Raw genomic sequence first — 819 nt, forward strand, 5'->3', positions numbered from 1 at the left:
TGCGCGGAGCCTCTCCAATCATCACTTTCCAATCCCTAGTTGTTATAAGGACTTTTTAGGAGCCATTTTGGCTCCTTTTTTTTGCCTTGGATTCAGCGAGCTCTAATCCAGAATTTCGTCTAGAGCGTCATAGATTGCTGGCGTGCTAATGAGAAGGTTGTTGTTGTAGATGCAGGCAGGAATACCTTCAGGTACTGGGGTGAAGTGGCCGCAGCGTGCACCGGCTTCAAGGGCAATCAGTCTGGCTGCAGCGAAGTCCCAGGGGCTCAGTGACTCAAAATAGCCGTCAAGGCGGCCATTTGCAACCCAGCAGATATCCATTGCAGCAGAGCCTAGGCGGCGAATGTCTTGGCATTTCATCAGCACCTTTTCTGTTCGGCGCATGATTTCAGGTACGGTGCTTTTATCGTAAGGGAAACCCGTGGCAATCAGGGCTTTCCGTAAATTGTCTTGGTTGCTGACGGATAGCTTGTTCTGATTCAAATAAGAGCCTTGCCCCAAAATAGCGGAATAGCACTCGTCCAGAAACGGATTGTAGACAATTCCCACTTGTACCTCACCTTCACACGCGAATGCGATAGAGACGGCGACCATAAAGTGGCCGTGAGCATAATTAACGGTGCCGTCAATGGGGTCAATAATCCAGATGGGTTCAGCTAGGTCTTTGCCTTGGCTCGTATCGGTATATGTCTCTTCAGACATGATACGGTGGTGAGGGAATTTTTCTTGAATAGCTTCGATGATTAGTTTGTCTGCTGCAATGTCTGCAGATGTTACTAGCTCATGTTGATCTTTGTAATTCTGACTGAGTGAGCCTTT

1 protein-coding gene is annotated in these 819 nt (G+C 48.1%); it reads right to left on the reverse strand.

Annotated features, from left to right (window positions below; translation table 11 throughout):
- Positions 1 to 102 precede the first annotated feature (102 nt).
- Positions 103 to 819 (reverse strand): inositol monophosphatase family protein (locus tag A3763_RS21480; protein WP_068760493.1); only part of this gene is annotated, 717 nt, incomplete at its 5' end.

Source organism: Oleiphilus sp. HI0128 (genome assembly GCF_001635365.1).